Annotated in this window: 16 protein-coding genes and 1 tRNA gene; 3 read left to right on the top strand and 14 right to left on the bottom strand. The window is 61.4% G+C overall.

From position 1 onward, the window contains the following. Positions 1–2: 2 nt before the first annotated feature. The 13 genes from LXM96_RS02945 to cpdR1 all read right to left on the bottom strand — a co-directional run bounded on the left by LXM96_RS02945 (position 3) and on the right by cpdR1 (position 18,393). Positions 3–1,631: an alpha-D-glucose phosphate-specific phosphoglucomutase gene (locus tag LXM96_RS02945; protein WP_239996849.1), complete on the bottom strand. Its 1,629-nt coding sequence runs from the start codon at positions 1,629–1,631 to the stop codon at positions 3–5. 4 nt (positions 1,632–1,635) lie between these two features. Continuing rightward, a complete protein-coding gene (gene glgA / locus LXM96_RS02940) occupies positions 1,636–3,078 on the bottom strand; it encodes a glycogen synthase GlgA (RefSeq protein ID WP_239996848.1) in 1,443 nt (480 codons plus the stop codon). 6 nt (positions 3,079–3,084) lie between these two features. Then, on the bottom strand, positions 3,085–4,347 hold the full coding sequence (gene glgC, locus LXM96_RS02935; RefSeq protein WP_239996847.1) for a glucose-1-phosphate adenylyltransferase: 1,263 nt from the start codon (positions 4,345–4,347) through the stop codon (positions 3,085–3,087). A 17-nt stretch (positions 4,348–4,364) separates the two neighbouring features. Further along, a complete protein-coding gene (glgB, locus tag LXM96_RS02930; RefSeq protein ID WP_239996846.1) occupies positions 4,365–6,578 on the bottom strand; it encodes a 1,4-alpha-glucan branching protein GlgB in 2,214 nt (737 codons plus the stop codon). Beyond that, on the bottom strand, positions 6,578–9,040 hold the full coding sequence (locus tag LXM96_RS02925; protein ID WP_239996845.1) for a glycogen/starch/alpha-glucan phosphorylase: 2,463 nt from the start codon (positions 9,038–9,040) through the stop codon (positions 6,578–6,580). Before LXM96_RS02925 ends, glgB begins: the two co-directional genes overlap by 1 nt. Positions 9,041–9,257: 217 nt before the next feature. Continuing rightward, complete coding sequence (locus LXM96_RS02920) at positions 9,258–10,463, bottom strand: TadE/TadG family type IV pilus assembly protein (protein ID WP_239996844.1); 1,206 nt, start codon at positions 10,461–10,463, stop codon at positions 9,258–9,260. Between the two features lie 116 nt (positions 10,464–10,579). After that, entirely contained in the window at positions 10,580–11,458 is an 879-nt protein-coding gene (locus tag LXM96_RS02915) for a transglutaminase family protein (RefSeq protein ID WP_239996843.1), read from the bottom strand. A 7-nt stretch (positions 11,459–11,465) separates the two neighbouring features. Next, on the bottom strand, positions 11,466–13,871 hold the full coding sequence (locus LXM96_RS02910; protein ID WP_239996842.1) for a circularly permuted type 2 ATP-grasp protein: 2,406 nt from the start codon (positions 13,869–13,871) through the stop codon (positions 11,466–11,468). Positions 13,872–14,057: 186 nt separating this feature from the next. Next, the gene (locus LXM96_RS02905) at positions 14,058–15,485 is read right to left on the bottom strand and encodes a mannose-1-phosphate guanylyltransferase/mannose-6-phosphate isomerase (protein ID WP_239996841.1); all 1,428 of its coding nucleotides are present in this window, start codon (positions 15,483–15,485) and stop codon (positions 14,058–14,060) included. Positions 15,486–15,602: 117 nt separating this feature from the next. Next, the gene (locus LXM96_RS21705; protein ID WP_239996840.1) at positions 15,603–17,312 is read right to left on the bottom strand and encodes a flagellin N-terminal helical domain-containing protein; all 1,710 of its coding nucleotides are present in this window, start codon (positions 17,310–17,312) and stop codon (positions 15,603–15,605) included. 156 nt (positions 17,313–17,468) lie between these two features. Next, a complete protein-coding gene (locus tag LXM96_RS02895; RefSeq protein ID WP_239996839.1) occupies positions 17,469–17,642 on the bottom strand; it encodes a DUF1328 domain-containing protein in 174 nt (57 codons plus the stop codon). Positions 17,643–17,847: 205 nt separating this feature from the next. Next, positions 17,848–17,922, bottom strand: a tRNA-Val gene (locus LXM96_RS02890). A gap of 105 nt (positions 17,923–18,027) precedes the next feature. Beyond that, positions 18,028–18,393, bottom strand: coding sequence for a response regulator CpdR1 (gene cpdR1 / locus LXM96_RS02885; protein WP_239996838.1), 366 nt, complete (start codon positions 18,391–18,393; stop codon positions 18,028–18,030). Positions 18,394–18,571: 178 nt separating this feature from the next. On the opposite strand from cpdR1, the gene LXM96_RS02880 reads away from it, so the two are divergent. Then, complete coding sequence (locus LXM96_RS02880) at positions 18,572–19,456, top strand: N-formylglutamate amidohydrolase (protein ID WP_239996837.1); 885 nt, start codon at positions 18,572–18,574, stop codon at positions 19,454–19,456. A gap of 238 nt (positions 19,457–19,694) precedes the next feature. Further along, complete coding sequence (hisN, locus tag LXM96_RS02875) at positions 19,695–20,471, top strand: histidinol-phosphatase (RefSeq protein WP_239997194.1); 777 nt, start codon at positions 19,695–19,697, stop codon at positions 20,469–20,471. A 5-nt stretch (positions 20,472–20,476) separates the two neighbouring features. On the opposite strand, the gene LXM96_RS02870 is transcribed toward hisN, so the two are convergent. After that, positions 20,477–21,445: an alpha/beta fold hydrolase gene (locus LXM96_RS02870; RefSeq protein ID WP_239996836.1), complete on the bottom strand. Its 969-nt coding sequence runs from the start codon at positions 21,443–21,445 to the stop codon at positions 20,477–20,479. A 375-nt stretch (positions 21,446–21,820) separates the two neighbouring features. Here LXM96_RS02870 and LXM96_RS02865 point away from each other — a divergent pair, with 375 nt between their 5' ends. After that, positions 21,821–22,303 (top strand): Hsp20 family protein, encoded by a 483-nt coding sequence (locus LXM96_RS02865; protein ID WP_239996835.1) that lies wholly within the window; start codon positions 21,821–21,823, stop codon positions 22,301–22,303. The last annotated feature ends 139 nt before the right edge of the window (positions 22,304–22,442 follow it).

Raw genomic sequence — 22,442 nt, 5'->3', positions numbered from 1 at the left:
GATCAGGTGATCACGGTTGGCGCGCTACGGCCGGTGCGTGTCTTGATCCCGGCGATCTCGTCGGCCACCGCGATCAGGTCGGCGAGTGCCGCCTGCGTCTCGATGCCGTGCCTGGAAGCATCCGGCTCGTAACGCTCGACATAGACGCGCAGGGTCGCGCCCGAGGTGCCGGTGCCGGAAAGGCGGAAGACAACGCGGCTGCCACCTTCAAACAGGATGCGGATGCCCTGCTTCGTGCTGACGGAACCATCGATTGGATCGGTATAGGAAAAGTCATCCGCCGCCTCGACCTTCAGGTCGCCAAAGCTCTCGCCGGGGAGCGACGACAGCTTCTCGCGCAGCGCGTCCATCAGGCCATTGGCGGCGTCGGTATCGACTTCCTCATAGTCGTGGCGGGAATAATAGTTGCGGCCGTATCCGGCCCAGTGCTTGCGGACGATGTCGGCGACGCTTTCCTTGCGGGCGGCGACGATGTTCAGCCAGAAGAGGATGGCCCAGAGGCCATCCTTCTCCCGGACGTGATCCGATCCCGTTCCGAAGCTTTCCTCGCCGCAGACGGTGACCTTGCCGGCATCCATCAGGTTGCCGAAGTACTTCCAACCTGTGGGCGTCTCGTACATGCCCAGCCCGAGCTTTTCCGCCACGCGGTCGGCGGCAGCGCTGGTCGGCATGGAACGGGCGATGCCGGCGATGCCTTTAGCGTAGCCGGGGGCGCATTTCGCATTGGCAGCGATGATCGCGAGGCTGTCGGACGGAGTAACGAACATGCCTTTGCCGACCACCATGTTACGATCGCCGTCGCCATCGGAGGCGGCGCCGAAGTCCGGGCCATCGGCGCTCATCACATCGTCATACAGCTCCTTGGCATGGACGAGGTTCGGGTCCGGATGGTGGCCGCCGAAGTCTGGCAGGGGCGTCGCGTTACGAACGGAGCCTGCGGGCGCGCCAAGACGATTCTCGATGATCTCCATTGCATAGGGGCCGGTAACGGCACCCATGGAATCCATCGCGATGCGGAAGCCGCCGGAGATCAGGTCGCGAATGGCGCTGAAATCGAACAGGCTCTCCATCAGTTCGGCGTAGTCCGCGACCGGATCGATGACTTCCACGGCCATGCCGGCGAGCTCAAAGCTGCCGACCGTGTCGAGGTCGATGTCGGGTGCGTCGGCAATCTTGTACTCGCTGATGATCTTGGAGCGCTCGAAGATCGCTTCCGTGATCTTTTCCGGTGCCGGGCCGCCATTGCCGATATTGTACTTGATGCCGAAGTCCTCGTTCGGCCCGCCGGGGTTATGGCTTGCCGACAGGATGATGCCGCCGAAGGCACCGTACTTGCGGATGATGTTGGAGGCGGCGGGGGTGGACAGGATGCCACCCTGGCCGACCATCACCTTGCCGAAACCCGCAGCGGCGGCCATTTTCAGGACCTTCTGGATGACCTCGCGGTTGTAGTAGCGGCCATCGCCGCCGACCACCAGCGTCTTGCCTGCAAAGCCCTCGAGCGAGTCGAAGATCGACTGGATGAAGTTCTCCGCGTAGTTCTCCTGCGCGAAGATGGGCACCTTCTTGCGGAGCCCGGAAGTGCCGGGCTTCTGGTCCTTGTAGGGGGCGGTCGCAACGGTCCGGATCATCGTCTTATCGGCCTTTCGTGGTCAGTCGGGTGTAGAGGGCGGCATAGACGCCCGCGCTCTTGTTCCAGGATACATCGGATTTCATGCCCTGCTTCTGCATCGCGAGCCAGGCCTTCTGGTCGGCGTAGAGGCGGAAGGTTCGGCGAAGCGCCCGGCGAAGGCCATCGTTCGTCGTCGGGGCGAAGCTGATGCCGGTGGCAACCTTGGCGGCAAGGGCTGCGGGATTGGCATCGATGATCGTATCGTTGAGCCCGCCGGTGCGCGCGACGACGGGAATGCAGCCGTAGCGCAGGCCGTAGAGCTGGGTCAGGCCGCAGGGCTCGAAGCGCGACGGGATGAGGATCGCGTCTGATCCCGCCTGCATCAGATGCGACAGCGGTTCGTCATAACCGGTGATAATGGCGACGCGGCCGGGATGCTGCGCGGCTGCGTGGCGGAAGGCGTCCTCCAGCCAGGCTTCCCCGGAGCCGAGGACGGCAAGCCGGCCGCCCTGAGGTACGAGATCGCCCACGCATTCAGCCAGAAGATCCATGCCCTTCTGCCCGGTCAGGCGGGAGACCACGCAGAATAGCGGGCCATCCTCCTGCTCAAGGCCGAAACGTTCGGCCACGGCGCGCTTGTTCTTCCCGCGGTTCTTGAGGTTGGCCGTACTGTAATTGGCCTTGATCAGCGGGTCGCGTTCGGGGTTCCAGACGTCGGCATCGATGCCGTTGACGATGCCGTGCAGATTACCCGCACGGGAGGCGAGCACGCCTTCCATGCCCAAGCCAAATTCGCCTGTCAGAATTTCCTCCGCATAAGTCGGGCTGACCGTGCTGACGGCCGCTGCCGCCTGCACCCCGGCCTTGAGATAGCCGATGCCGCCCCAATACTCGATGCCTTCGATCGAATAGGCATCCGGCGGAAGCCCGAGATGGGGAAAGATGTCGACCCCGTAGCGTCCCTGGAAGGCGATGTTGTGGATCGTCATCAGGCTCGGCGGTGCCGGCTTACCGGAATAGCGCAGATAGGCGGGCAGCAGTCCGGTCTGCCAGTCGTGCACATGCACGAGATCGGGACGCCATGCCTCAATCCTCCCCAGCGCGATATCGGCGCCGGCGCGAGACAGGGCGGCAAAGCGGCGCCAGTTGTCACCGTAGTCCTGGCCGTCCGTATCGAGATAGGGGCCGCCGGCGCGATCGAAGAGTGAGGGCGCGTCGAGGATGAGGAGATCGAGCCCCTCGTGACGGGCCTCCAAAATCGTGGCCGCATGGTCCAGCAGGTCGTCGTAGTGCAGGCAGGGCGAGGCGTCGCGCACCGCCCGCATGACCGCCGGGTAGCCGGGAATGAGCGTGCGGGTGCGCACGCCATGTTCATCCAACGCCAGCGGCAGGGCGCCGACGACGTCGGCGAGCCCTCCGGTCTTGATCAGCGGATAGATTTCGGAGGCGACCGAAAGGACGTTCATGCGGCGCTACAGATCCAGTTTGTCGATCATCGGCTGGGTGATGAGGCAGATGCCGCTTTCGGTGCGGCGGAAGCGTTTTGCATCAAGCTCCGGATCCTCGCCGACGACGAGACCCTCCGGAATGGTGACATTGGAATCGATGACGACGTTGCGAAGCTGAGCGCGGCGTCCCACCCGGACGTTGGGAAGAACCACAGCGCCATCCAGCCTGGAATAGGAATTGGCGCGCACGCCGGTGAAGAGCAGGCTCCTGTGGAGTGTCGAGCCGGAGATGATGCAGTCCCCCGATACGACCGAGGAGATCGCCGAGCCGCGGCGGTCTTCGTCGTCATGGACGAACTTGGCGGGCGGGGTGATCTCCGCATAGGTCCAGATCGGCCAGGACTTGTCGTAGATATCGAGTTCCGGCAGCACCGCCGTGAGATCAACGTTCGCCTGCCAATAGGCCTCGATGGTGCCGACGTCCCGCCAATAGGACTCGCGCTCGAAATCGGAACGGACGCAGGAGTTGGTGAAACGGTGCGCCACCGCTTTACCGTTCTTGACGATCCACGGAATAATGTCCTTGCCGAAGTCGCGGCTGGAAGAGGAGTCGGCGGCGTCGCGCCTCAGCGCCTCGAACAGGAACTTGGTGTGAAAGACGTAGATGCCCATGGACGCCAGAGCGAAGTCCGGCTTGTCGGGCATGCCCGGTGGGTCTGCGGGTTTCTCGACGAAATCGATGATCTCGTCCTTCTCGTTGACATGCATGACGCCGAAGCCCGTCGCTTCCACGCGCGGCACCTCAAGGCAGCCGACGGTCACGTCTGCGCCTGAATCGACATGCTGCTGGAGCATGTATTCATAATCCATCTTGTAGACGTGATCGCCCGCCAGGATGACCATGTATTCAGGATTGTATGTCTCGATGATGTCGATGTTCTGGTAGACGGCATCCGCCGTGCCTTCATACCACTGCGTTTCCGAAACACGCTGCGAGGCGGGCAGGATGTCAAAGCTCTCGTTTCGCTCCGGACGGAAGAAACCCCAGCCGCGCTGCATGTGGCGGATCAGCGAATGCGCCTTGTATTGGGTCGCGACGCCGATGCGGCGGATGCCCGAATTTAACGCGTTCGACAGCGCGAAATCGATGATGCGCGCCTTGCCGCCGAAGTAGACGGCTGGCTTGGCGCGCCGATCGGTTAGTTCCTTCAACCGGCTGCCGCGGCCACCGGCGAGGACATAGGCCATGGCATCACGTGCCAGCGGTTGGTACCTTTTATCGTCCATAGTCCTCCCCCCTTTGTTTATGACTGTTCCAGTTCAAGCATGATCGTCGCCAGCGGCGGCAATGTCATCGTCGCGCTGATGGTTCCTCCCGCATCGACGGCCTGCACGCGACCACCATTGCCCTTGCCGCCGCCGCCGTAGATCTCCGCATCCGTATTGAGGGTTTCACGCCAGCGGCCCGCTTTTGGCAACGGGATTCGGTGATTTTCGCGATATACGGGCGTGAAATTGGTAATCACTGCCACAGGTTTTTCGCCAGGTGCGAGGCGCAGCCAGGCGAAGACCGAGTTCTCATCGTCATCGGCGACCAGCCACTGGAAGCCTTCCGGCTCGCAATCGCGAGCGTGAAGGGCTGGCTTTGCGCGGTAGGTAATGTTGAGATCGCGAACAAGCCGCCGCATGCCCTCGTGCTGGTGATAATGCAGGAGGTTCCAGTCGAGCGACTTCGCCTCGCTCCACTCGCTCCACTGGGCAAACTCCTGACCCATGAAGAGCAGCTTCTTGCCCGGATAGCCCCACATGAAGGCGTAGTAGGCGCGCAGGTTGGCGAATTTCTGCCAATCGTCGCCGGCCATCTTGGCAATCAGCGAACCCTTCCCATGCACCACCTCGTCGTGGCTGAGCGGCAGGACGAAGTTCTCCGAAAAGGCATAGGTCAGCCCGAAGGTGATCTCGTTGTGGTGATGCCTGCGGTGCACCGGCTCGCGGCTCATGTAGCTCAGCGTGTCGTGCATGAAGCCCATGTTCCACTTGAAGCCGAAGCCGAGCCCGCCTTCGTGGACCGGGTGGGACACCTTCGGCCATGAGGTCGATTCCTCGGCGATCGTCATGACGCCTGGATGGTTGCCGTAGGAAAGCGTGTTGAGCTTTTGCAGGAAGCGCACGGCTTCCAAGTTCTCGCGGCCGCCGTATTCGTTTGGGATCCACTCGCCATACTTGCGCGAGTAGTCGAGGTAGAGCATCGACGCCACCGCATCGACGCGCAGGCCGTCGAGGTGAAATTTCTCGGCCCAGTAGAGCGCGTTGTTGATCAGATAGGACAGAACCTCCAGGCGGCCGAAATTGTAGATCGCTGTGTTCCAGTCCGGATGGAAGCCCTTGCGAGGGTCCTCATGCTCGTAGAGGGCGGTGCCGTCGAAATGGCTGAGGCCGTGCGCGTCCGTCGGGAAGTGGGCGGGAACCCAGTCGAGGATGACGCCGATGCCGACCTTGTGGCAGCCGTTGACGAAGCGGGCGAAGCCTTCCGGGTCGCCAAAGCGGGCGCTTGGCGCGTAGAGCCCGGTCGTCTGGTACCCCCAGGACGGATCATAAGGATGCTCGGTGATTGGCAGGAGTTCGATATGGGTGAAGCCCATGTCCGTGACGTAGGGGATGAGGCGCGAAGCCAGTTCATCCCAGGACAGGAAGCTGCCGTCCTCGCGGCGCTGCCAGGAACCGGCGTGCACCTCATAGATGGAGATCGGCTGCCGGCGGTGGTTCGCCTGTTCCCAATGGCGCCGGTGGGCCTCATCCTCCCACTCCTGCTTGAGTTCGGGCGTGGTCACGGAGGCGTTCTTCGGGCGAAGCTCTGCGCGGCGGGCAAAGGGATCCGCCTTCAGGGGGAGTACATTGCCCTCACTGCCGACGATCTCGAACTTGTACGACGAACCTGCCTGGACATCCGGGGCGAAGATCTCCCAGATGCCGGTATCGACCCGCAGCCGCATGACGTGCATGCGGCCGTCCCAAGAGTTGAAATCGCCAACCACAGAGACGCGTTGCGCATTTGGCGCCCAGACTGCGAAATGGAAGCCGTCCACGCCTTCGTGCCGGATCGGATGAGCCCCCATCTTGTCGAAGAGACGCAGGTGTGAACCTTCGCGGACGAAATAGTCGTCCATCGGGCCGAGCACAGGACCGAAACTATAGCAATCGGTGACGGCCCACTCATCATCGGCGCGCCGTGCGCGATAGCGGATCGGGCGGAGGTTCTGCGCCTCCACCGGTCCCTCGAAAAAGCCCGCCTCATGGCGCTGCTTCAGCTCTCCAAGCGGAGTGCCGTCGAGCGCGAAGACAGAAACGGCCTCCGCGCCGGGAATAAAGCAGCGGACATGATAGCCGGAGGAGAGCTTATGGATGCCAAGGACGGCGAACGGGTTTGCGTGCCGTCCTTCCACGATCGCCTCGATCTCGGACGCCGGAATTTCGCCAGGGGCTCTTCCGTCGTCGGCAGACCGCGGCGATGTTGTCATCAGGCTCTCCAGATCTCCGACGCGTATTGGCGAATGGTTCTGTCAGAGGAGAACCAACCCATCCGGGCGGTATTGCGAATTGTCTTTGAATACCATGATTTAGGGTCGGTCCAGATTTGGTCAACGGTTCTTTGTGCGGCCGCGTAGGCATCGAAATCGGCGGCGACCATGAACCAGTCATGGTTGTAGATGCCGTCGATCAACCCGGTGAACCGGGAGCGGTCGTCCGGAGAAAAGACGCCCCCAGCAATCGCATCCAAAGCCTGTGCAAGCTCCTTTGACCGCTCGATGACGGTCCGCGGCTCATAGGCGTCGGCGCGGAGTTCGGCCACTTCTTCCGCCGTCATGCCGAAGATGACGATGTTGTCTTCGCCGACATGATCCCGCATCTCGACATTGGCGCCATCCAGCGTGCCGATGGTGAGAGCCCCATTGAGCGCAAACTTCATGTTGCCGGTGCCGGAAGCCTCCATCCCGGCTGTCGAAATCTGCTCCGAGAGGTCGGCGGCGGGAACCATGACCTCGGCCAGAGACACGTTGTAGTTCGGGATGAAGACGATCTTCAACAGACCCCGCACGGCCGGATCGTTGTTGATGACCCGGGCGACATCGTTTGCCAGTTTGATGATGAGCTTGGCGTTGTGGTAGCTCGGAGCGGCCTTGCCGGCGAAGAGCTTGACGCGCGGCACCCAATCCAGCTCCGGACGCGAGCGGATCTGGTCGTAGAGGGCGACGGCTTCGATGATGTTGAGAAGCTGCCGCTTGTATTCATGGATACGCTTGATCTGAATGTCGAACATCGCCGAGGGATCGACGCGCACCCCCATGCGACTACCGACCAGGTTCGCGAGCTGGACCTTGTTCGCCCGCTTCACCGCCGCGAACTTGTCCTGGAAGGGGGGATCGTCAGCAAAATCGTCGAGTGCACGCAGAGCCTCCGTGTCGTCGAGGAAGTTTTCACCGATCGCTTCGCGGATGAGGGAGGTCAGTTCGGGGTTGCACTGCATCAGCCAGCGACGGGGCGTAATACCGTTCGTCTTGTTGTTGATGCGCTGTGGATAGAGCTTGTGGAGGTCCTGGAACACCGTAACCTTCATCAGGTCGGTGTGCAGAGCGGAGACGCCATTGACCGAATGCGAGCCGATGAAGGCGAGATTGCCCATGCGCACCCGGCGATCGCCATTCTCGTCGATCAGCGATATCGAGCGGATCTGTGTGTCGTTGAAGCCCTTTTTCTTGCGCGCCTCAAGCAGGATCTTGGCATTGATGGCGTAAACCAGTTGCATGTGGCGCGGCAGGAGGCGCTCGAACAGCGGCACGGGCCAGCTTTCGAGTGCTTCGGGAAGAAGCGTGTGGTTGGTGTAGGAGAAGGTGCCGCGCGTGAGTTTCCACGCCTCTTCGAATTCGATGCCGTGCACGTCGATGAGCAGGCGCATCATCTCGCCAATGGAGACGGCAGGATGGGTGTCGTTCAGCTGGATCGCGACCTTGTCCGGCAGGTTCGAGAAGTCGGGATACTGCTGAAGATGCCGGCGCAGAATGTCCTGCAAGGAGGCGGACGAGAAGAAATACTCCTGGCGCAGGCGAAGCTCCTGGCCGGCCGCCGTGGCGTCGGCCGGATAAAGAACGCGGGTCAGCGCCTCCGCCTTGTTGCTTTCGCGCAGCGCGCCGATGTGGTCGCCAGCGTTGAAGGCGTCGAGCAGGATCGGGTCGATCGGCTGGGCGGACCAGAGACGCAGCGTGTTGACGCGCTGCGCGCGCCAGCCAACGACCGGCGTATCATAGGCGGTGGCGATGACGCGCTCGGCCGGTTTCCAGACATAGCGGGGAGGCTCGTCGTAGCCTCCGATGGTTTCCACCGAGCCGCCGAAGCCGATCTCATAGGAGCTTTCGCGGCGCTCGAATTCCCACGGGTTCCCGTGAGCAAGCCATGTTTCCGGCAGTTCAACCTGCCAGCCATCCGCCATCTGCTGGCGGAACAGGCCGTGGATATAGCGGATGCCATAACCATAGGCAGGAATGTCGACGGTCGCCATGCTTTCCATGAAACAGGCCGCAAGACGGCCGAGGCCGCCATTGCCGAGCGCCGCATCTGGCTCCAGCCCTACGATGACATTGAGATCAACGCCGAGGGACCCTAGAGCCTCCTTCAGATCTTCCATGACGCCGAGATTGGAGACGGCATCGCGCAGCAGGCGGCCGATCAGGAATTCCAATGACAAATAATAGACCCGCTTGTCGCCGTTCCGGTAGGCGCGGCGGGTGGATTCCATCCACCGGTCGATAATCCGGTCACGCACCACGAGAATCGCTGCGGTCAGCCAGTCGTGCGGCTTTGCCACCTTCGCGTCCTTGCCGATCCGGTAGGTCAGGCGCTCGATGATCTCCTCGGCGAGGATCTGCGGATTGGTGCTGCGCGGCGGCGGCTGGGGAATATCAACGGTGGGAAGGGTGTTGTCCATGGGTTCGCCAATTCTTCTGGTGGAGCAGGATGGGAGAGGCCCGCTTCGGCCATTGGTCCCTGATTTGCATTGTGCGAAGTTTACGCATCCTTGCGGGATGCTGGCAACAAACCGATTGAATCGGCGGAAAAAAGGCGTGGAGGAAAGGAGGCCGTGGAATAACGACAAAAGAAAACCCGCCGGTGAGGGCGGGTTCATGACAGACGGCGGAGTAAAATCAGTGGGTGAGTAGCGTACGAGCTTTGACCGCTTCCTTCGCGATCTGGGAGAAGTCGGATACCAGCTGCTCCATGGTCTCCGGCTCGTAGTAGTCACTCGCCGTGCTGGCACAGTAGCGAAGCAACTGCTTTCCCTTGTCGGGTGCCATGAAGGCGACGGTGAAGACACGCGTTTTTGCCTCCTTCGCATCGTCACAGCGATCCCGCACCGCCGCATCGATCGTGGGGTTCCACTGGTTGCTGTAGCCGGTCATCTCACCGTCCGTCATGAGGACGATGAATCGCTCGACGGTCTCATTCTCTTTCTTTTCGTGCTCTTCACTTTCGCTATCGCTTCCGTCGGGGGCTTTTTGGACCCCAAGATGTGCGACCTCCATTGCCCCGCTGGCGTCCGTTCCTCCCTCCGGTTTTTCGGGCAAGCCTGCAACATAAGTGCGTGCCGCGGAGGTGCCCCATCCCATGAGTGGCTGGGTCTGTCCCATGACGTTGTGGTTGTAGGATACTGCACCGGTCCGCGTCAGATCTCCCTCTGGATCTGCGTCATCCAGAGCGCTGAACAGGGCGTTCGCTGCCATCTTGAGAGCAGCGATCTTCTTTACGTAAGTGATGTCCCATTCCTTGCACTCGTCACTCCAATTCTTTTTCTTTTTGCACGTCTTGCTCTCGACAGTCGTCGTATTCCAGTCCATCGACCCTGATTCATCGAGAACGAGCGCCATCGAGAGTGCGGTCTCCTTCTCGCTGATGCCGCTCGTCGACGTGCTGTTCGTCGCAATGTTCATTGTCTGATAGCCGAATACGCCCATCAACGGCGTCAATGCCACGTCGTAACTCGAGCCGACGGAGACTTCGAAGTTCGTGCCGGCACTGGTGGTGGTGGTCTTGATGTCGACAGCGGTCGTCGCCGCCATCTCGCTTGCCGCTTCCGAGCCTATGGAATTCCCCATCTGGGCAATGAAGAACTGCTTGGCGATCTCCTTGGCCGCCGCTTCGTTGACGGCTTCACCCGTAGCAAGCGCGGTGGAGGCCGCAAGTGCCGCAGAATCGGCTGCTTCCTGCAACTGCGTCTTCGACATCATCATGTTTGTAAGATCGAGGGCAACGCCGCCGGCTCCGATCAGGACCGGCAGGAGGATTGCCGTCATCATACCGAAATTGCCGCTGCGGTCCTCGAGGAGCCGCGATATCCGTTTGTTCGCCATCATCGCCGTCTTCCCTGTTCATGCACCTGAACCACGGAGAAGCTGTATCAGGAACCCGTGGAGGAACGGCTAAGCGATTGGATTGCATTTTAACGGTATCGGCGGAAACGCCGGCACGGCTAGTCGTGAGGAACCACATCCACGGCCTGCTCGATCGTCTGCCCGCCGTGACCCCTCAGTACGCCGATCACAGGGGCGATGTCGGCGTAGTCTCGGCCATAGGCGACGACGATATGATCGGCACCGGCCGCGATGTTGTTGGTCGGGTCGAGTTCCACATATCCCATCGCGTCCCCGCACCAGACCCGTACCCAGGCATGCATGGCGTCGGCTCCCTCCAGGCGCTCCTGGCCCGGCGGAGGATTCGTGCGCAGGAAGCCGCTGACATAGCCGGCGGGAATGCCGAGGCTGCGCAGGGCAACGATCATCACGTGAGCGAAATCCTGGCAGACGCCACGTCGCAATCGGAAGGCTTCCTGCGGCGTGGTATCGACAGTCGTGGCGTTGCCGTCGTAGGCGAACTCGCGATGGATGCAATCGCAAAGTGCGAAAGCCACCTCCCGAACCGTCTGCTCCGACTGAGTCATGTCGCCGGCAAAGGTGGCGATCTCCGGGACGTACGGGGTACGCGCGCCCGGTGCTGCCAGATGATGAGGCGAGGCAGGATCCAGCGACCAGATCGCAGCCAGCTCCTTCGGCAGATCCCGCAGCGTGGTCCAGTTTTCCGGCCGGACCGGACAGTCCTCGACCAGCACCCGAGCCTTCATCCGGATGTCGAGCCGGCGGTGCGGAGCGCGCAGGAGGACGGACGTGGCGGGCTGGCCAAAGAAATCGGTGAAGGTGGTCATGTCTTCCGGTGAGGGGGAGACATCGATGGACCCGTCAAGCAGCGTCTGGCGCCCGGGGATTTCCAGGGGCAGCAGCCGGATCATGTGCCGGGCATTGGAGGCCGGCACGTCGTAGGCGTAGCCCATGTGAAGCGAAAGGTCGTAGCGCATCGGGCGTTCAGGCCAGATAGGTTCGGGCGAGGGTTTCGGAGAGGTACTCCATGTCCCGCTCGAGCTTAACGTAGCCGTCCTTTGTCATGTCATCGGCGGTCATCACCGCAAGCCCGGACTGGAGCCGCATGATCTGGCGAAAAACCTCCGACATCTGGCCGTCGACATAGGCGTTCGGCAGTTGTTCGATCTCCGTGCGCAGCTCGTTCAACTGGAACAGGATGGAGCGCGGGTTGACCGGATCGAGCGCCAGAAGGTCGGTGACGGTCAGGCTGGTCGTGTTGACGTTGTAGCGGCGGCGATGGGTCATGACGTTGTCGCCGATCTCGAGCAGCATGTCGAAAGCACCGTCGGGAGCGTCCGCTCCGGACATATGACCGAGAAGCCGCGTCATGTGCAGCCCACGCTCCAGATAGCGGCCGATCGACAGGAAGCGCCAGCCGGTGAAGCGGTACATGTTTTCGTGCACAAGACCGGCAAAGCCTGCGAGCTTTCGCAAGAGAACGGTCATGGCATGGGCAGCATCGTCACCGGGGCTGACAGTTTCATGGAAGCGGCGGGCGGTGCGGGCGAGGTCTGTGAGGGCAAGCCAGCCATCGGGGGAGAAGCGGTCACGGATATTGCCCGCGGCGTAGCTTGCACTTTCGATGCTGTGCAGGAGCGGCGCGGGCACGCCGCTCGAGGCCGCATAGATGCCGACCGCTTCGAGATAGCCTGCAACGTCGGCCAGAAGCGGCTGGCGCGGATCGGCCGCTTCTGAGAACCGCTGGTGCCAGGCGCGCAGGATGCGCAGGGAGCCTTCCGCCCGTTCTGTATAGCGGCCGAGCCAGAAGAGGTTGTCGGCGGCGCGGCTTGGCAGGCTGCCGGGTGCGGCTCGTTCGACGGTGCCTTCCCGCGGCAAAAGGGTCGGTGTCGCCACAGGCGTCTCGCTGACGATCCACACATCGGCTGCCGTTCCGCCTGCCTGCATGGCGATTGCCGCGACATCGTCTCCCGCACCAATACGGGCGAAACCACCTGGCATGATCTGCCAACCTCTCTCAGTGCGTGCAGCGAAGACCCGCAGCGACATCGGCCGCGGGACCAGTTTTCCATCTTGAAAAGCGGGCGTCGTAGACAGCGTTACGACCTCCTGGCCGACGAGTTTGGCGCCATCGGTGGCAAGCCAGTCACCCACGCGTTCCCGGGCGGTGTCGCGCAGCGAGCGGCCGAGCACCGACTGGCCCTGGTCATCGAAGAAGGGGCGTGTGGAGAAAGCCGGACCGATCACCATGCGCTCGATATTCGCGGCAACGTGATTGCGTTCATTTTCCTGACCGCACCACCACGTGGCGATCGACGGCAGTTTCAGCTCTTCGCCGAGAAGCCGGCGCGCGATCGCTGGCGTGAAAGCTAGCAGCGCCCGCGTTTCGAGGATGCCCGAGCCGAGGGCATTGATCATCATCGCGGAACCCGACCGCAACGCCTCCACCATTCCCGGTGCGCCGATGTGCGAGGTTTGGTCGAGCTCCAGCGGGTCCGCGTAGGAGGCATCCAGCCGTCGCCACAAGGCGCCGATCGGTTTCAATCCTGCGACCGTTCGAACCATAAGCTGCCGGTTGACGACCGCGAGATCCTCCCCCTCCAGCAGCATGAAGCCGAGATAGCGGGCGAGGTAGGCGTGTTCGAAATAGGTTTCGTTTGCCGAGCCGGAGGTCAACACCGCAATGCGATGATCCGGCGAGGGGCGTTGCGCCTGCAGCGTTTCCCGGAAGCTGCCGAAGAAGGAGGCCAGCCGGTGGACATGCATCTCTGCATAGAGGTCGGAGAAGGAACGGGTGGTGGCGACGCGGTTCTCCAGCGCAAAGCCGGCTCCCGAGGGCGCCTGCGTTCTGTCCGACAGCACCCACCATTTTCCGTCAGGGCCGCGGCCAATCTCGAAAGAGCAGAAATGCAGGTAGTGACCGCCTGCGGGCTTAACGCCGACCATCGGCCGCAGGAATTCGGGGTTGGAGCCGATGAGGGACGGCGGCAGGAGGCCTTCTCCTACGAGCCGGTTGTCTCCGTAGATGTCGGCGAGCACTGTCTCCATCAGGTCCGCGCGCTGGATCAGCCCCTCTGAGACGATGGCCCACTCGCGGTCGTCAATAAGAACCGGGATATGCGAAAGCGGCCAGTGGCGCTCGGCATGCGGTTCGGAAGCATAGGAATGATAGAAGACGCCGGCGTCTCGGAGATAGCGATCGGCGCGGGCGAAGCGCTCGTGAAGCTGGTGCTCCGACATCGCCGCCAGCGCGGTTGTGAACTGTCGCCAGGCGGGGCGGATGCCGCCATCGCCGTCCATCATCTCATCAGCGATGCCGGGTAGGGGTGCATAGTCAAGACCCGGCTCTCGGCGCCGCCGATCCAAATCCCCTGCCGGTGCCTTTGCCATACGTAGTTCTGGCTCCCAGGGGCCGGCGCGTTGAGAATGGATTCGAGTGTGTGCAATGCGGCAAGGGAAAGCAAGGCAAGCTTTGCGTCACTGCTGGGAATTTTGTGGCTAATCGAGCGTGCGACGGAAGCGGTGTGCGGCGTCAGGAACCCGCCTTCGCACAAGATGCGAGGCGGGTCTCGCAATCTAGCTGCGGCCGAACTCGTCGACGATGCGGATGATGTCGTCTTCACCCAAGTAGGAGCCGGTCTGCACCTCGATCATCTCGAGCATGATCTTGCCCGGGTTGGCGAGGCGGTGAAGTTCACCCTGGGGAATATAGACCGACTCGTTCTCCCTCACGACCTTCACCTCGTCGCCTATCGTAACCTCGGCGGTGCCCTTGACGCAGATCCAGTGCTCGGAGCGGTGGTGGTGCTTTTGCAGCGAAAGCTTCTTGCCCGGCAGGACGAAGAGGCGCTTGACCTGAAAGCGGTCGCCATTGAGGATCGAGGTATAGCCGCCCCAAGGGCGGTAGGAGGTCGGGTGATCCCGCGTCAGCGGTGCGGTTTCCTTGTCCGCAGCAAGGCGCTTCACCAGCTTGCCGACCTGCTGGCTGTCCTCCAGGCGCCCGATGTAGACGGCGTCTTCGCTGGCAACGATGGCGACATTCTCCATGCCCTGCACGGCTAGATGGCTCGTGCGCGACATGACGAGCGAATTCTTCGTGTCGAGGAGGGTGGCGTTTCCGGAGACGACATTTCCTGCATCGTCGCGGCGGCCAAGCTTCCACACGGCGTCCCAGCTCCCCAGATCCGACCAGGCGAACGAGGAGGGCACGACGGCGGCATTGCCGGTTTTCTCCATGATCGCGTAGTCGATCGAGATGTCGGGACTTGTGGCGAAGGCTTCGGCATCGAGCCGGATGAAGTCGAGGTCTGCAACTGCCGTTGCGACGGACGCGCGGGCGGCGGCGGCGATCTCGGGCACATGGATCTCCATCTCGTGCAGGACCTGGCCTGCGGTAAACATGAAGATGCCGGAGTTCCAACAGAAGCCGCCGGCGGCCAACATGCGTTCAGCCTCGGCAGCCTGCGGCTTCTCGACGAAGGCCTTGACCGCATGCGCGCCCCCTGCCAGCGCTTCGCCAACCTCGATGTAGCCGTATCCCGTGGCCGGCTCCGTCGGAGTGATCCCGAAGGTGACAAGCTTGCCGGAGCAGGCGGCCTCGCGGGCGATGCGGATGGCTGCGAGGTAGTCCTCGTCGGCGGCGATCTCATGGTCGGAGGCCAGCACCTGCAGGACCGCCTCTTCCCCGGCACAGCTGGCAACGAAGACGGCGGCTGCCGCAATGGCCGCCGCCGTGTTGCGTGCCATCGGCTCCAGAAGCGTGCCTCCAAGTTCAACGCCCATTTCGCGCGCCTGCTCGGCAACCAGGAAGCGGAACTCCTGGTTTGTGACGATCACCGGCGGATCGTAGAGCGCGGTGTCGGAGACCCGCGCAAGAGTTTGCTGAAAAAGCGTATGCTCGCCGACGAACTGGATGAACTGTTTCGGTGCACTGGCCCGTGACAACGGCCAAAGGCGCGTCCCCTTGCCGCCCGCCATGATCACCGGGACTATCCTCACTGCCATATCGGTTCGCCTGCCGTTGAAACTCGTGCTTTGGAAGCTGACTGTGTCAGTGTCTAATGGCTCTCGAGCACGATGCAAGGGGGAAGGAGCTGTTGCTGCTCCCCCCGCAGGCGGAGTTTAGCGGAAGAGCTGCATGATGGTTTCCGAGTTGCTGTTGGCAATCGACAGCGACTGTACCGCCAGTTGCTCCTGCGTCTGCAGTGCCTTGAGACGCGTTGAGGCCTCGTCCATGTCGGCATCCACCAGTCTGCCGATGCCGCGGTTGATGGAGTCGCCCAGCTTGTCTGCGAAGAACGACTGCATTTCGATGCGCGACTGAAGCGAACCCAGTTGTGCGGCAGCCGAGGCAACCTTTTCCGCCATATATTCGACGCCCTGCAAAAGGACGTCGACGGAGCGATATGAGGAGGTGACGTCGACATCAAGGATGCCGAAATTGGTGGGTGCCGCAATGGCCTGAACGTCGGTTACCGAGAAAGAGGAATGCTTTCCAAGGGCCGGATGCGCGGAAGGCTCCAAGTCCAGATAAACCACAGTCGAGTTTGCTGAAGCGGTGATACCCAAATCTCCCAGCTTGTAGTCCAGGACCTTCGCAAGATCCTCAGCGTCAGACACGAGCCCCGTGCGAATGCCGAGCGCCTGGTTGATGTCGTGCTTCAGAATGATCACCGTGGTGGAGACTTCGGTATTGATTTGAAGCGTGAGAGAAATTGCTTCGGCATCACCGAGTTCGAAAGCTTCGGTGAAACCGAAAGCGCCCCAGGCGACCTCACCCTGGTCAAATTGCCCGTTATACAACCCCAAGGTTTCGGCGCCGGGCAGGGTCGAGGTGAGGTGGCTGATGCGGATGCTGGATTCGATGCCAGGGAGGCCGTCGTCGGATCGGATTGCGGCACCGTCGTCTAGCCAAGGACTGGTATTGTCCAACGGGTCCACTCGAAAGTAGCTCGTGGGACTCGAGTGTGCTGGAACAAGCGCGTTTTCTAAGGCCTTGTTGAAGACCTTCGCCAGGTCAGAGCCAACACTGATCTGTCCGGTGGAAACCCCAAGTGCATCGTTAACAACTGTTTCGTCAATGATGACACTATAGGTTTTCCCATCGGACGTATCACCCGCGTCCATGGTGATGTCGAAGGATACCTGCTCTCCTGCAGAAAATGTAACGGGATTTGGAAAGTAGGCGCTAGTTCTGGCGGAAGAGCCGTAGCCGTCTATCGGATAGCCGCCGTTCAGCCCTCCGAACGTCCCCGTTCGAATCGGCTCAGCCTGCAGCAGCCCGCCGGCGGTGGTATTGAACAGTGCCATCTGGCGCAGGTCGACGGGAACCTTGGAAACGTGAACACGGTCCGAGGAATCGCGAATCAAGGCCGAGACAACAGACGCCGTTGCCTGACGTGGGTCGGACATGTCGGCGATGTTCGTGGACAGCCAGTTCTCGCCGCTGAAGCTCGACCCTTGGGCGATGGTGAGGATTTCCTGCTTGAGCTGCTCCAGTTCTTCCTGAATCTTTGCGCGGTCCACGCCTTCTTCCGCGGCAGCGACAACCCGAGCCTTGAACTGTGAAAGGATATCCGAGACGGCATTCATGCCCGCATAGGCGGTGTCGACCTTTGCCGCGCCCAGGCCAAGCGCATCCTGTACTGCCGAAAGCGCTAGATTGTCCGACCGCATGGTTGTTGCCACCGACCAGTACGCCGCATTGTCTTCTGCCGTGGCGACACGCAGACCTGAGGAAACCTGTTGCTGAGTGTGGCTCATCTGGCCGCCGATCGCGCGCAGCGTCGCAAGCGCGGATTGCGCCGCAATATTGGTGTGTAAGGATGTCACGGGATAACCTTAGCTAGGTTGCTGAGGACATTAAGGAATCGCGAGTGTCATGATCGCTGTTCTGCAACCTATGAAGTGTATGGTTAATGGATGGTAAAGAGGAGAGTGCATCTCCTCGCAGGAAGATGCGCGCCCGCCAGGGGCGGAACCGCCTCCCTAGAACACGAGACTTCCTGCCATGAAGGCGAGAACCAAAAAGATCAGGAAGACGAAGAGGGCGAGGAAGAACAGAACTTTTGCAATGGTCGCGGTCGCAGCAGAAACCCCGGAGAAGCCGAGGAAACCAGCGATGATAGAGATCACAAGAAAGATCAAAGCCCACTTCAGCATGTTCGACACCTCTTCTTTCGGACCTGACAACGCCGTGGAAGCTGCCGATGTTCCAGCCAAGAGTTCCGGTATCGGTGGCAAGGAGGCGTATAGTCCCAACATCAGCCAATGCTGGCAAAGCAGGCGTGGTGACGCCAAGGCCGGTCTGCAGGAGGCGACGAAAAAGGGCTTCCGATGCGTCGGAAGCCCTTGATCTGAAACTGGATGGTGGGCGTGACAAGGATCGAACTTGTGACCCCTACGATGTCAACGTAGTGCTCTCCCGCTGAGCTACACGCCCATCCGATGTCGGCGCATAGATCATATGGTGGTCGGGCCGTCAACTGGTTTTTGGTCAGGAATGCGAAGCTTTTTCGAAGGGCCGCGCCTATCCCGTTCTTGCCCCTCAGGCGGCCGTCAGCATCTTGTTGACCTCGTTGACGAGGTCACGGAGGTGGAAGGGTTTCGAGAGGACTTTCGCATCCTTGGGGGCCTTGGAGTCGGCGTTGAGCGCGACGGCGGCAAAGCCGGTGATGAACATCACCTTGAGATCCGGATCGAGCTCGGTGGCGCGCCGGGCGAGTTCGATACCGTCCATTTCGGGCATGACGATGTCGGTCAGGAGCAGCGAAAAAGGCTCTTCGCGCAGCCGGTCATAGGCGCTTGCGCCGTTGTCGAAGGAGGATACTTCATAGCCAGCCTTCTCAAGCGCTTTGACCAGAAAGCGCCGCATGTCGTTGTCGTCTTCCGCGAGAAGAATTTTCTGTATCATCCGTGGGTCGTCGTCCATCATCACGAGAAAGTTGGAGCATGCAGCCTAGCCAAATCAGGGTAAACGCCCATTTAATGGCGGCAGACGCAGTTCACTAGAACAGATAGATAGTATGGACTTCACCAGAGGCAACTGGCAACATGCCGCATCGGGAAGTTCGCGACATGGTAAAGGCTAGATGGATCGGGCAGCGGGCGATTATCATCATTTCGAAATCACAGAACCGACCGCTCAGACACTGCCTTTCGTCTACAATTCCCCTCATAGCGGGCGCCACTATCCGACCTCCTTCCTGAATGATGCTAGGCTGGACTCGATTGCGATTCGCCGCTCCGCCGACCATTATGTTGATGAATTGTTCGCTGCCGCGCCGGCTCTTGGCGCGCCGCTGCTCGCAGCTCATTTCCCGCGTGCTTATCTTGACGTCAATCGCGAGCCCTATGAACTGGACCCGAAGATGTTCGACGGCCCGCTGCCGCCGTTCGTCAACATCGGTTCGCTGCGTGTGGCGGGCGGCCTAGGGACCATCCCGCGCATCGTGGCGGAGAATATGGAGATCTACCGGCGCAGATTAAGCGTGGACGAGGGGCTTTCGCGCATCGAGGAGATCTACAAGCCCTATCATGCCGCATTGCGTCGTCTTATCGCGCGCACTCACGCACGCTTCGGCTTCAGTGTCCTCATTGACTGCCACTCGATGCCGGGCAACATCCGCGTCTCTGGGTCGGACATCCGCCCCGACATCATCATCGGCGATCGCTACGGCACGAGCGCCTCGGCGGACTTGTCCCGGGCCGCGATCAGTCTGCTGACGGAACTGGGGTTCACGTCGGTGCGCAACAAGCCCTATGCCGGGGGCTTCATCACCGAACATTATGGACGACCCGTTCGCGGCCTCCACGCCCTGCAGATCGAGATCAGCCGGGCGCTCTACATGGACGAGGTGACGCTTGAAAAGCGGCCTGACTTTGAGTCGATGGTCGGAGCCCTGTCCACCTTCATGCGCGGCATGGCGCAATTCGCCGAGGAATTCGGCAGCACCACCGCGCTGGCCGCGGAGTAGGTCGCCGACAAGGCGGGCAAAAAAAACCGCGCCGAGGCGCGGCTAGTCTAGGGAGGAAACACCCAAGGAGGGCATTACAGTCAAAGACTGTGATGTGACGCTACGTTTGCGTTGCACAATTGTCAAGCACGCAGACGCCATGTCTATATTTTAGACAGCGGCTGTTGCAGTTCTCCCACATTGCATCTTGCCCTATCCCGGTTAGAACGGCCGGACCATTTCCGTCATGAGGTCTTTTATGGTTCCCGATCGCGCCTTCTTCTGTGCCCTCGCCGACGCCGCAATGGCGGAGACGCTGCCGCGCTTCCGGACCGGCGCCTATGTCACAAACAAGCTGGAAGGCGGATTCGATCCGGTGACCGAAGGAGACCGGGCGGCGGAGACGGCTATCCGCCGGCTGATCGAAGAGCGCTTTCCCGAGCACGGCATCCTCGGCGAGGAACATGACAGCATCGGCCTGGATCGCGAGCACATCTGGGTCATCGACCCGATCGACGGCACGCGCGCCTTTATTTCCGGCGTGCCGGTCTGGGGGACGCTGATCGGTCTCCAGAGCGGTGGCCGTTCGGTGATGGGGCTGATGGACCAACCTTTCACCGGAGAACGGTATTTCGCCGACGGGGAGCGCTCCTGGTATAGCGGCCCGGATGGGGAGCGGCAGATCCGAACACGCGCCTGCACCACGCTGTCGGACGCGATCCTATTTACGACCTCGCCGCACATCTTCCTGGAGGAGGAGGCGGAGCGTTATCACGCCGTTGAACGACATGTTCGGCTTTTCCGCTATGGTACCGATTGCTATGCCTACGCCCTGCTTGCCGCCGGACATGTGGACCTGGTGATTGAAAGCGGTCTGAAGCCTTACGACGTCGGTGCGCTCATTCCTTTGATCGAACAAGCGGGCGGCGTCATCACGACCTGGGATGGTGGCCGGCCCGAGACGGGCGGCAATATCATAGCGGCAGCGACGGGTGAGTTGCACGCGCAAGCGATCAGCATCCTGCGCGGCGGCTGAGGGATTTAGGCCGCTGTCTCGGAAAGGTCCATCCCGCCGTCCAATCCCGGCATGAACGCTTCGATCGCGGCAAGGGCCTGAACGCGGTAGATATCGCGCTCGTGGAAGAGTTCATGGCGGGCGCCGTTGATCGTCACCAACTGGCCGGCACGGAAGTTGCGGGACAGTTTTTCTTGCTCGACATAGGGGATGACGCCGTCGAGAACGGGCGCCAGCAGGAGCGTCGGGATGGTGATGTGGGTCAGGTGCTCCTGCTGAGACACCCGTTTCGCGCCCTTCAGCGTCTCGTGCAGCCAGCGAAACGTCGGAGCGCCGACGGTGAGTTCCGGATGCGCCTCCATGATGTTTGCGGTGCGAGCGAAACGCTCTTTCGACGACGTGAGCGGGTTGCCCTCGAAGGGCCGATGGCTGCGGTTACCTCCGGTGGAGAGATTGCCCAAACCCGTCCAACAGGCGAGGGCGGCGAGCGGCCGGATCAGTCCGATCGGCAGGCGCTCATGCCGCAGGCCGACGTAGGGTGCCGCAAGCGCCATGCGACTGATCCGATTGGAAAGACGGGGCGCCGCCGACAGAGCGATAAGCGCGCCGGTTGAATGAGCGACCAGGAAGAAGGGAAGGCGGGTATCCGGAAGGACGATCTGCTCCAGGAAGATCTCCAGATCCCGTTCGTAATGTGCCAGCCGCCGCACGTGGCCCTTGCGCTTATTTTTCAGCAAGCGATCAGAGCCGCCCTGGCCGCGCAGATCGAAGGTTGCAACCCACAGCCCCATCGCGTTCAGGTCACGGATGGTTTCGAAGTACTTCTCGATGAACTCGTTACGACCGTGGAGGAGGACGACGGTGCCCTTCGCAGGTGCGCCGTCGGAGCGGAAGATCGCATAGCGAAGCCTAACGCCCTTGTAGCCGCTGAAATATCCGGCGGTGTAGTTTGCGGGTGGCGGATTGTCCGGCGTGAGGTGAAGGATGTCGTCCATCGGTCCTGGGCTCGCGAGGTTTCGCCAAGCGATAGGCGCTGGGCTGGCAAGGTCAAGGAAAAAAGCCGGAGCAGGCAGAAAGCCTTGCTCCGGCAGCAGGACTGAAGAGAAGGGACGTGGCTTCAGTCGACGACGACACTCTGGCCGTCGATCGCTGTGGTTATAGTGGTTCCGGCTGAACCCGGTTTGACCGTCCCATTCATGTATCATTCAGCGGTCCACGCAGCGGCAATGCGAGGTCTTGACGCCGAAAATTGCAATTCCCATCTAACTTCTGCGGGCGCCAAACGGGCTCGTCAAACGGTCGCCGCATCGCCTTTTCGGGATGTGGAGATCACCAAACCAATCGCAACGTCGCTTCCCAGGAGGACACTTATGCGTCACGTCGACTTCTCCCCCCTCTACCGCTCCACGGTCGGTTTCGATCGTCTTTTCAACCTGCTTGATACGCGTGGCCAGACCGAACAGGCGCCGAGCTATCCGCCCTACAACATCGAGCGCACCGGCGAAAACACCTATCGCATCACCATGGCGGTTGCCGGCTTCGACGAGAAGGAACTCTCGATCGAGGCCCATGCGCATGTACTGACGGTGAAGGGTGAAAAGGGCGAAGAGGAAACCACCGAGCAGAGCGAATATCTTTACCGTGGTATTGCCAAGCGCGCGTTTGAGCGCCGCTTCCAGCTGGCCGACCATGTGGAAGTTCAGGCAGCGTCTCTCAAGAACGGCCTGCTTCACATCGACCTTCTGCGCAACATCCCGGAAGCTATGAAGCCGCGCCGCATTGCGATCGCCGCCGAGGCATCCGATGCGCCGAAGACCATCGAGGCGCAGGTCGCTCCGCAGCAGATCAACTAACGTCTGCCTTCCTGTCCCGCATCCAACGGCTCCTCCTCCCGGAGGGGCCGTTTCCATTTGAACACCATGCCCTTCCTCGCCTGACCGGCGGTCGCGAACAGTCGACCATCACGGATCGTCTCGAGCGATAAGAGGAAGG

The sequence above is a fragment of the Rhizobium halophilum genome, from assembly GCF_021648825.1.
Classification (GTDB): domain Bacteria; phylum Pseudomonadota; class Alphaproteobacteria; order Rhizobiales; family Rhizobiaceae; genus Neorhizobium; species Neorhizobium halophilum.
This window is presented reverse-complemented; position numbering and strand designations above follow the sequence as displayed.